This is a genomic window from Verrucomicrobiota bacterium (genome assembly GCA_038744685.1).
Classification (GTDB): Bacteria; Verrucomicrobiota; Verrucomicrobiia; order Opitutales; family Puniceicoccaceae; genus Puniceicoccus.
Genome location: JBCDMB010000051.1, coordinates 1 through 9,891 on the forward strand (window position 1 = coordinate 1; position 9,891 = coordinate 9,891).

At 50.3% G+C, this 9,891-nt stretch carries 12 protein-coding genes; 2 read left to right on the forward strand and 10 right to left on the reverse strand.

Features of this window, described 5'->3' with window-relative positions:
- Nucleotides 1–116: 116 nt before the first annotated feature.
- From AAGJ81_16010 to AAGJ81_16020, 3 genes are all read right to left on the reverse strand, one after another.
- Nucleotides 117–473: a hypothetical protein gene (locus AAGJ81_16010; GenBank protein ID MEM0967653.1), complete on the reverse strand. Its 357-nt coding sequence runs from the start codon at nt 471–473 to the stop codon at nt 117–119.
- Between the two features lie 116 nt (nt 474–589).
- A complete protein-coding gene (locus AAGJ81_16015; GenBank protein ID MEM0967654.1) occupies nt 590–853 on the reverse strand; it encodes a hypothetical protein in 264 nt (87 codons plus the stop codon).
- A gap of 419 nt (nt 854–1,272) precedes the next feature.
- Nucleotides 1,273–1,689, reverse strand: coding sequence for a hypothetical protein (locus AAGJ81_16020; protein ID MEM0967655.1), 417 nt, complete (start codon nt 1,687–1,689; stop codon nt 1,273–1,275).
- 623 nt (nt 1,690–2,312) lie between these two features.
- Here AAGJ81_16020 and AAGJ81_16025 point away from each other — a divergent pair.
- Nucleotides 2,313–2,453: a hypothetical protein gene (locus AAGJ81_16025; GenBank protein MEM0967656.1), complete on the forward strand. Its 141-nt coding sequence runs from the start codon at nt 2,313–2,315 to the stop codon at nt 2,451–2,453.
- 182 nt (nt 2,454–2,635) lie between these two features.
- On the opposite strand, the gene AAGJ81_16030 is transcribed toward AAGJ81_16025, so the two are convergent.
- The 7 genes from AAGJ81_16030 to AAGJ81_16060 all read right to left on the reverse strand — a co-directional run bounded on the left by AAGJ81_16030 (nt 2,636) and on the right by AAGJ81_16060 (nt 8,543).
- A complete protein-coding gene (locus AAGJ81_16030) occupies nt 2,636–3,082 on the reverse strand; it encodes a hypothetical protein (protein MEM0967657.1) in 447 nt (148 codons plus the stop codon).
- A 91-nt stretch (nt 3,083–3,173) separates the two neighbouring features.
- Complete coding sequence (locus AAGJ81_16035) at nt 3,174–3,431, reverse strand: hypothetical protein (GenBank protein MEM0967658.1); 258 nt, start codon at nt 3,429–3,431, stop codon at nt 3,174–3,176.
- A gap of 396 nt (nt 3,432–3,827) precedes the next feature.
- Nucleotides 3,828–4,895, reverse strand: coding sequence for a hypothetical protein (locus tag AAGJ81_16040; GenBank protein MEM0967659.1), 1,068 nt, complete (start codon nt 4,893–4,895; stop codon nt 3,828–3,830).
- A gap of 164 nt (nt 4,896–5,059) precedes the next feature.
- Entirely contained in the window at nt 5,060–5,260 is a 201-nt protein-coding gene (locus AAGJ81_16045) for a hypothetical protein (protein MEM0967660.1), read from the reverse strand.
- 5 nt (nt 5,261–5,265) lie between these two features.
- Nucleotides 5,266–5,478, reverse strand: coding sequence for a hypothetical protein (locus AAGJ81_16050; protein MEM0967661.1), 213 nt, complete (start codon nt 5,476–5,478; stop codon nt 5,266–5,268).
- Between the two features lie 642 nt (nt 5,479–6,120).
- Nucleotides 6,121–7,365 carry a cytosine deaminase gene (locus AAGJ81_16055; protein MEM0967662.1) on the reverse strand — a complete coding sequence of 415 codons (1,245 nt, stop codon included), beginning with the start codon at nt 7,363–7,365 and terminating at the stop codon, nt 6,121–6,123.
- An 89-nt stretch (nt 7,366–7,454) separates the two neighbouring features.
- Nucleotides 7,455–8,543 (reverse strand): hypothetical protein, encoded by a 1,089-nt coding sequence (locus AAGJ81_16060; GenBank protein MEM0967663.1) that lies wholly within the window; start codon nt 8,541–8,543, stop codon nt 7,455–7,457.
- Between the two features lie 61 nt (nt 8,544–8,604).
- Between AAGJ81_16060 and AAGJ81_16065 the strand changes: the two genes are divergently transcribed.
- A complete protein-coding gene (locus AAGJ81_16065) occupies nt 8,605–9,582 on the forward strand; it encodes a hypothetical protein (protein MEM0967664.1) in 978 nt (325 codons plus the stop codon).
- Nucleotides 9,583–9,891 lie beyond the last annotated feature (309 nt).

Below are 9,891 nucleotides of genomic sequence, written 5' to 3' on the forward strand. Positions count from 1 at the left end.
GACCTCTGGATCACCTTCAAATACCGAGATCAAGCAAAGCTCTGATTCTCGGTCACTGATTCTTCGGAACCGCCGTGCTACGGACCCGTATGGCCGGTGGTGTGGGGGCGGGGGGGTCATTCCCCCTCGCTACCCGATTCAGTCCCAATCTTCGATATTAGAAATGCTGGTAGAAGTGAGAAGATAGCCGTTAAGACTAGGATAATACTAAGCCCAATCCCGAAAAGCGGGTCGCCCCCGACATTCGCAAGATGCCAAAAGAGAAAGACCATCTGCCCAGCTAATATTCCCAGGGGAACCATCAAAGACTCTTTTCGGAAAACCAAGGCGAGAAGGATCGAACAGAAAAGTATTCCGAGTGGCAAATAACTCGCTGAGGCATCCCATGGTTCAACTTGGCCTGTAATCGGTTTTGATAGAGCCCAGATAGAGAATCCCGCTATTGCTGAGAGAAATAGTGCCAGAACTTTCATTCTATTACTGAACGTCGAGTCTAGGCGACCCGGCCCTAGAGGTCCAGATTTCTGTGGGTTGTCGATTTCACGGGCGATAACACCGGGTTGCCTACGCCGTCTTGATTTTATCCCTGCTATGGTCCGAAGCGTAGGATAGAAGCAAAGACGAGCATTTGGATAAAGACGAGACCCCCTTTTAATAACCACTTCTCTCTTTGCAGAATCGAAAAGAAGAACGCCAAAAGCCCTAATATGGTCAACGCAATTCCCGCCCAGAGACAAACGGCCGCTTCCGATGGCGAGATGTCACCGCGAGAGCCAAAAACAGCCGTGAGCAATCCCACCACCACGCCACAGAGAGAAACGAAACCTACAGCTACATCAATTGCCTTTTTCATTCCCTTTGAGATCGTCGACGGTAGGCGCGAGCGGTAGCGAGTTGCCTACCCGGACTGGTTGGGTTTTTGTTCATCCGACAGTAGGGATGGCAACCAGTGAGAAAATTAGAACGACGATACCAGTGCTCATCAGCGCGAATCTAGAACAATTTCTCTCTTCATCGCCAAATGCGTAGATCCAGAACATCACACCCGAGACGCTAACCAGAAACGGTATTAATAGCGACTCTGCTACCTTATCCGCAACAGCCCCTCGCCACCCAAATAGTTCGTTAAGTGAAAATACAATAGGGAGAGCAAAGACGAAGGTCATCAAGACGCCATACATTATTCTTCTAAGAATTTTCATTCTGTTTTCTCACCCAACGTAGAGAGTAGCCGCGGCTAGGCGCAGCCTAGACGTTGGCTATCTCGACTGGTTAGCTCATTCTTTGTTTAGTGTCTGGTGGGAGGACCTGATTCGCTTCTGCGAAATACGCCTTCGATGGTGCTGCCAATAATCCCCATACAGTAATTCCATTTATTGCCAGTGGGATTACCACCATGAATGCCTGGACTCCGATAGTGGCTAGTGCGGCAAGGAAACCCAAAGACAAGAAGGCTAGGTTCAAGAATGATAGGACGAGAACTATTACTCTTATTACTTTTGAGGCCTGTAGAATTCCCAAGACGATAAGGCAGCACAAAATGACTGAAACTCCACTAGCGATAGTTTCGTTTATCGGAATACTGGTTGAGTAGGCTAGGGCCTCAATGCCTGTCCAAAGTGCTAAGACGATATTTAGCCATGCAACTATCTTTAATGGTAGGGGGAGTGACTTTAGTTTTTTTATCATTCTTTTAGCTAACAAAGAAGGCTAGGCGACCCGGCCCGAGAGGTCCAGAGTTCTATGGGTTGTCGATTTCATGGGCGCGTTCATCGGGTTGCCTACGCCGTTTTGTTCAGGTTTATCTTCCCTCATGGCTGCGTTTGATGGAATCAGCTAGTTCCCAAGCTTGCGAGCGTAGAGCATCTAACCTGCCGTTCTTCATTTTACTTTCGTCGGTCCACACAACAGTTCCGTTCTCTATTTTCTGGCAAATAATAAGATCATTGAAGGATCCCATACCGCCGTATGCACCAAGCAAATATTCGATGCCAGAGTAGTCCGAATCCCGCAATTTAGTTTTCGCCTTGTTCATCCATGCTGACCAGTGAGTTTCGTCATCGGATACGAGTAGGGATATCAACTCGTCGAGAACTTTGATTAATCTGTCAGTCTGTAGGCCCACTATCTGTATCCCGAACATCGAGGCTAGGCGACCCGGCCTGAAGGGTCCAGCGTTCTGTGGGTTGTCGATTTCAAGGGCGAGTTCATCGGGTTGCCTACGCCGCTGACTGGTTCGATCTCATGGCCCCAGTTCTTGGACTGAAAATGTATGTGTCCATGGTAATAAAATGGAAAAGAAAAACACGACCATGAAAATAAACGTTACTCCGAAGCTCGCTGACACACACAAAGTCCAAGCGGGAGGTGACCGCCTTTTCCAGACCGTGCAAAAGAACGCAGAGAATCCTCCAATCAACGGGAAAAAGTACGGCCAAAGGCTGGGAGGGTAGAACCACGAGGAAATCATCGGCAATGGCATTCCTCTCAAAAGTGAATCTGCTGCATCGCCAGCCCATCGCGACAAGACAAAAAGAAAGAATGACACAATTATTGATGCGCCGACCGAGAACCATCCAGCCGTTAAACTTGCGACCATATTTTTATCGACCGTGGAGGTGTGGCGACGGCGGCGCTAGCCGGCGTCGCCACTACCGCCTTGTTCAGCTTTGAGGGGTTCAAATCTCCAAGACTCAGCTACGCACTCAAAAGTCTCGTCTCTGAGGTAAAAGAGGTAGTGATTTCTTTCTGAATCAGATTCTCCAACTATGACCCAATCATCGGGGGATTCACTCATTCTGCTATCTCCTTCGATGAGATAAAATTCTCCCCAGTTAGGGGCAATCTTGCTGAACCTACACTGGCCATCATACCAACCTTCATCGTTTGTCTGGCCGAGCCGGTATCGAATCACTCCATCGAATTCAATTCTTCCTTTTTGGTCTTCGCTAAACTGACAGAACTGAAGGTAGTTCAAATCAAAGATCAGCTCTAGCTTGTCGCCTTCAATCTTTACTTCTGGATAAGGTGCATTTGGCTCTGCGTTCCAGTCCGTGTTCAATTGTGTGAAGGAGGTTTCCATTTTCTTTCGCTGAATGTCGAGGGTAGTGACCCGAGCCGTAGAGGATCAAGCAGATGACATGGGCTTAACCTCGGGTTGACTACCCGCCTTGTTAGGCATCCTCTCCGTCTGACTCTTTGAGGTTGGCGAGTGCCATAAATAGTGAGAAAAAAGTGCCTACGACAAAGGACAAACCTCCGATCGGAAGGGACAATTGTGCTACACTCTGTTGCCAGGGAGGATTCAGGTCATCGATGTCAATACCTCCTCCAACAACAAAGCCTAGAAACCAAAAGATGAACCAAGCTGTAACTATAGATATGGCAGGCCCCACGGTTAGCCAGAGAATACATTTTATAGCGCGATTCACTTTGTCTGCCTAACGTGAAGGCTAGGTGACTCGGCCTGAGGGGTCCAGCGTTCTGTGGGTTGTCGATTTCGCTGGAGCGTTCATCGGGTTGCCTATGCCGTTTTGTTCGAGTCGGAGTGGGGAGGTCTCACGCCAACACGCAAAGACCCGGAGCGGGGAGGCAGATCCAAATGCCATTCTCTCACGGAGTCACGGAGCACACAGAGACTGGTTCTCTCCGTGCCTCTGCGTGAAACTCTGTTCCATCCTGCTGGTATTCTTTTCAAGCGGTTGTATTCACTTCAACAGCACGACATCAAAAGCTTGTTCAATTCCTTTTTCTTCTTCTCGAACGTCGAGGTGTCTCAAGACTGAAGCGCGGAGCGCAAAAGAAATTGAGACCACCGACTGGTTGGATTATTCTATTGGCAGGGCTATCGGGTTAAAGTTCTCTATGATAGCGAGCGAGTGAAAGGTAGCTAGGGCATTCTCTAATTGAAAAGTCGACTGCAACTCGCCGGTTCCAGCATCCCATCTTCTAGTTGTTTGGTCGTAGCTTGAGGTAAGAATCGAGCCGATCGATGGCATGAACTGAACTGCAGTGACATTATCTTTGTGGCCGACTAGCGAAAAAGGTTCTTTCGAGGGTGCGTCGCCCTCGAGATCCCACGTGTAAATATCGATAACGGTATGATTCTCAGGGTTGAACGCAGCAATATTGGCGACTCCATCAGTAGAGTCATATGAGACAGATATAATCTCACTCTTACATTTAAATGACTGTTTGAGGTCACCTGTCGTCGGATCGTAAACTCTGACATCGTTAGCGACTCCAGCGTGACCTGTGATAATGTCTCCTGAGGGTAGATAAGATGCCGACTTTATCCATGGTGTTCGGAAGTAATTGAGTTCTTCTTTGCTTTTTACCTCATAGACCGAAACTACGCTTCCTCCTGCGAGTAGGACGCGTTCTTCGTCATTGGAGAAATCACATGCATCTATTCTCATTGGTGGTGGATTGTCGAATCCTGTGGGAGCCTTCGGTAAGAAGATTGATGCTGGAAGTGCTGATTCCAGATCCCAAAGGATCGCTCCCTCTTCGTAGCCTACAAGCAACTGCGTCCCATCTGAGCTAAACTCCATCGAGTAGGGAATGCCATGCTCAGATGTAGTAAGTTCGGCAATCGTCTCGAAGTTCTCTGCCGAGTACATCTTAACCTTTGAGTCGGTAAAATTTGGTTTATTGGGAATAGGTGAAATTCTCTTTCCGAATCCGGCTGCAATAAGGCTTCCGTCGTTGCTAAGGGTCGCAACTCTTGCTTCGGATCGACTTCCCTCCAGAACAATTCCTTCTATTCCGCTTTTGTCTAAGTGATCTTGGAAAAGAGAACGAATCTCCGAAAGCTCCATCTCGTTAAGAGTTTTCGCGTAGCTGCAAATCGCGAAAACCATAGTTAGCGACAGTGATGCGAATATGCGGTTCATTTTCTAATCCAACGTTGAGGCTAGGCGACCCGACCTGAGAGGTCCAGCGTTCTGTGGGTTGTCGATTTCACGGGCGCGTTCATCGGGTTGCCTATGCCTTCTTGTTCGCGCCCAGTCTACCCTTCAAGTGCCGTGATATATACCATTCGATCGGCATGATTGATTTAAAAAGTAATCGTCAGCCTACCTACGGGAAGAACCTTGAATTTTTGGCCTTCATCGTCAGTAAATCCCGGTTCCGTTTCTGCGTAGTGACCCAGAGTGAGACGATCAAAGAAATCGAAGAGCTTCTGTCGCTCCCTGATCGGCATCCGCAGAAAGCGTTCGGTGGCCTGACGAGAGAGCATCAACTCGTAGGATGACATGGCTCCTAAAGACCTTTATCCTTGAGGGTTTGATGGAGTTGCCGAGTCTCTTCCGACTTAAACCCCCGTCCCGCTTTCATTTCCTGAAGGCGCTTGCCATTCTCTAGTTGAAACTGTTCGTCTTCACTCAAATTCCGAGCGCGAAGATACGCCTCAACATATTCACGATCTTCACGTGAGAGGCTATCAACCGCTTCTATGACTTCGGTTCGAGACATGGGTTTAGATTGTCAGAGAAGTCTTTGTTCTCAAGATAAATGTCCTTTTCTGCGAGCGTGGAGGCTAGGTGGCCCGGCCCGAGAGGTCCAGATTTCTGTGGGTTGTCGATTTCACGGGCGATAACACCGGGTTACCTATGCCGACGGGTTTGTAGGAGTGGTGTGTGCGTCCTGCTGGAGTTCTCTCTTCACTCATTGGATTACTTTCTCAGCGTCTCGGTGGTTTCTCTTCAGTGTCCTCAAAAGATTCATTTACCTGCGTCGGAGTGGTTCTCTTTGTCTTTATTCCTTCACTACGAACAGTGTGGATAGTGTTTTTGAAAAACGACTACGAGAGTATTGACGGAAAGGATTCAGCGGACAATCCGAAATTAAAAGAATTCCGTAAGTGCCTACAAGTGAGTATCATCTAGGTTTTTTTCAGCTAGAACGATAGGATGGGTCTGAAGGAAGTGATTTCTGTTGAGGTTACGGTGCAATTACAATCGCACGGTGCAGCGGTTTCTGGGTCATCAGACGGTAGAAACGACCCTGGTTTACCTTCACGTGATGGAGGATCAGGCGGAAAAATCCGTAAGCCCGCTGGATGAGCTGGAGATGTTATAAATCGCGAATGGAGGATTTAGATACTCTCTAGACCACTTACCCGACGGCCTTGCCTCCGCGGAGGATTAGTTTCGGTTTGGAGCGATATCGCAGAATTTCACTGAAGGTCTCCGCTTCGAAAACGAGGAGGTGGGCTGGCTCATTTTCTTTGAGGGCGTAGCCTTCAAGGCCCATTGCGTCGGCCCCATGGGTGGTGATCATGGGCAGGAGGCGATCCATCTCTTCCGTTCCGGTCATCTGGCTTGCGTGAACCGTGAAATGGGCCACGTCGAGAAGGTTGCCTGTTCCAAGTGGATACCATGGATCGCGGACGCAGTCCTGGCCGAGAGCGACGGGAACCCCTGCCTGATCCAGCTCCGGGATGCGGGTAATCCCACGGCGTTTCGGGTAGCCGTCGAACCGGCCTTGAAGGGTCAGGTTGATCAAGGGGTTCGGGATGACCGTAATGCCCGCTTCGACGAGAAGGGGCAGTAGCTTGGCAAACCATGCATCCTCTGCAGAATGCAGAGAGGTGGTGTGGGAGGCCGCTGTTTTGCCGACGAGACCGTACTCGACGGTTTTGGCAGCAAGGGTCTCGATGTGGTGGGAAGCACCGTCGTCGGTCTCGTCGCAGTGGAGGTCGACGCGGATCCCGCGCTCTGCAGCTGTCCGGCAGATCCAATCGACTGATCGTGCCCCTTCTTCATAGGTGCGTTCGAAATGCGGAATACCTCCGATCAGGTCGACTCCGGCATCGAGAGCCTCGAGTAACCACGCTTCACCGTTCGGGTTCCGGAAAAGACCATCCTGGGGAAACGCGACCAACTGAATGTCCAGCCTGCCGGCAAACTCTTTTTGCAGGGCCAGAAGGCCTTTGACCCCAGCCCCACTTTCATAGGAAACATCCACATGACTACGGATGGCCTGAAGTCCAAAGCGGATCGCTTCCTCACAGTAGCGACGCGCTCGGTTGATGATTTGCTCGGGGGTGAGGGACTCTTTGTAGGCCTTCCAGAGGGCGATGCCCTCGAGAAGTGTACCGGAACGGTTCTGGCCCGTTTCCTCTAGACTGTAGACAGAGTCGAGGTGGAAGTGGGGATCTACGAAGGGAGGGGTTACCAAGCCCCCTTTGGCGTCGAAGCCTTCCGCTGGATCAATCGGCTCGGAAGAAGCCTCAATTTTCTCCAGAAGTCCATCTCTAATAGTCAGGTGGAAGAATCCATCCCGTCCATGTAGTCGAGCGTTGGATACAAGAGAAAATGGTTCAGCACTGCTTTTACTCACAGCTCTGCATTGTTCCATCTAGAGTGATTTTTGCAAGAGTAGGACCACTGGGCAGGGTTGTGAAATTCGATCTGGAGCAGACTACAGCCTCCCAACCAGAACGGAACCTACTGCGGAATGAGGCGAACCGCTCCCTGAGGATCGGGTAGGATTACCATTCTGCGGTTTCCAACACTGGCATTCAGAAGAATCGTCGAGTCTTCAGCGACGGTAAACGACTCCTGCGGCTTGAAGGGCAGAGTTGCTGTGGTTATTGCATCGACATCATTTTCCAAACCGGGTTTCTCGGAGCTTTCAAAGGAGATCCATCGATCCAAAGCAACTCGCTGCTCTGCGCTATTCGCGAGAGCGATCAATTGGTCTGTGTAGGGAATCAGGTCGCTTTTCAGCCAAAGGAGAGTGGCTCTGGACTGGGCACCCATTGAAGTCGAGTTCCCGCTGATCGAGCGTGCCTCCAATTGTTCGATGTCGGTCTCGATGCGCTGTTTCATCGATTCGGCCTGCCCTTGTAAGTTTGCAAAACGCATTTGGGCCACTCGTGCGGAATACCGCTGCAGGTAAGATTTTAACACTCCTTTGGTTCCAACTGTCGAATAGGTGACGGAGCTGCCCCCCGCAGAAGCGTAGCCACCTCCTGCGACCGATTGAGATCTATTGGTGGTCGATTGATAAGCAGCGGAAACCTCTTCCCCGCTGGGAAAACGACTTTTCAGTTCCTCGAGACCGACTTCGCCGGTAAACTGCTCATTGCTAGCTCGCTCCGCGAGGACATCACGGAAGAGTTCGTTTTGGAGGGAAAGACTATTACGTAGATCCTCTGGAATCGGAGGAGTCACCAGTAGGGTGGAGTCGTTTTGTATCCATTGGGTCCAATCACCCGTGTCCAAAACGTAGGATACTCCTCTTTCGGAGTTTCCTGGAATAGTCTGCGCGGAGTCCGTGGAGAAATGCTTCCATCCCTCATACCCAATCACGCCGATTGCTCCGAGCAGGAAGAGTAGGATGAAAGTTCGCAAGGTCTTGACCCACAAATTTTTTCTTTGGTGAGTGCGGATCATTTTAGCGGCCTGCTCCTCGGTTAGTCTTCCAACGACCCGGCCGGAAACGATGCCGTGGTGTAGAAGAAAGCGTTCTTGTTCTTTCGTTGGGCCTTTCTTCTCAAGGGAGGCGGGAGAGGTGTAACGTTTTTGGCTCATGGAGTGTTCAGGGAGCGGTCGGACCTTGACGACTTCAACAAAACGAGTCAAAAGAATAGCGATGTCGGCGTTCGTTGGTAGGTGTTTGGGGCTCGTTTGCTTGATTCCCCTTTTGGTCGGAGTTGGGGCGTCAGGGGCGTCGACCGAAGATCAGGATTCGAGCGGAGATCTAGAGTATTTCCTGACTACAGGTAGCTGGGATCGATTTCTCCAGGAGCCACCGGTTCTGCTGGTCGGTGACCTGAATCCGGACATCAAGAACATTCTCGGAAAAGGAGAAGGGATTCTGGTGAATCTCTTCAACGCGGAGCGGCTCGATGTTGAAGAAATGGTGGCAGAGAGATTTGAGCCGGAAATTGAGGACCTGAAGACAGAAACGCCTGATGTGGTCACGAGTGACGGATACTCCTCGCGCAGAAGATACTACCGGGGAGGAGCGTACGCTGGTTCTGGTTATGCAACCACTGCCCCTTCCGCCTACTATACCTATTACACGAAGCAGATTCAGCGGAGCACCACACCGGATCTGTTGCGAGAAGTTCGCTTCGCCGTCGGGAACATTGATATCAAATCAATCTCATCCAAGATCGAACTTCTGGAGATGACTCATCGTAAGTGGACGGAGCGGACTGGAAACATGCCAGGCTCTGGTAGTTCGAAACTCATTCGAGAGGCAAACTTCACCTACCTGAAAAGGTTGAAGGACTACATCGGCACCTGGAGAGACATGGACCAAGCCATCGATTCTTTTCGTCAGGAGGTTGGTCAGGTCCAAACCGACCAGGTGGAAACTTTGAGACAATGGCAGGAATTCGAGCGAAACCAGCTCGAAGCTCTTCATCTCTTCTTTGATACCGATGAAATCGACGAAATTTCTCTGGAGGAGGGAAAGGTTTTCAAAATCCCAGCTGCAGACCGAGGACTCGACAGGGTGTTGAAGGCAAAAGTGTCAGGGCGCGACTTGTATTTTCGCATTCAGGATGGGATGGGTTCTCAGCTTCATCCATTCCGGTTGGTAGCGGTCCACGGGGGTGGGTGAACTTTGCGTTCACTTCCGATCGGGTGGACAGCCAATCTTATGAAAGGGAATCCGGGTTCGCTTCTTTGTAGCACCCTGGAGGGGAGCTTCACGTATTCGCTCGGCTACAGGGTCGGTGGGTCCAGTTAGAGCCGCGGGGTAATACGGAAACCACACCACTCCAACGGGGCGGACTAAAGCAACTGTGATTAAATCAAGCGCAAATGGGATCATTTTTCGAAAGATTGTCAGGGAGAAAGTCTGGTTTGTTGAGAAGGCTTTGCATACAGATGAGGATTTTTCTCATAGCGGCAACGATGGCGCATTTGA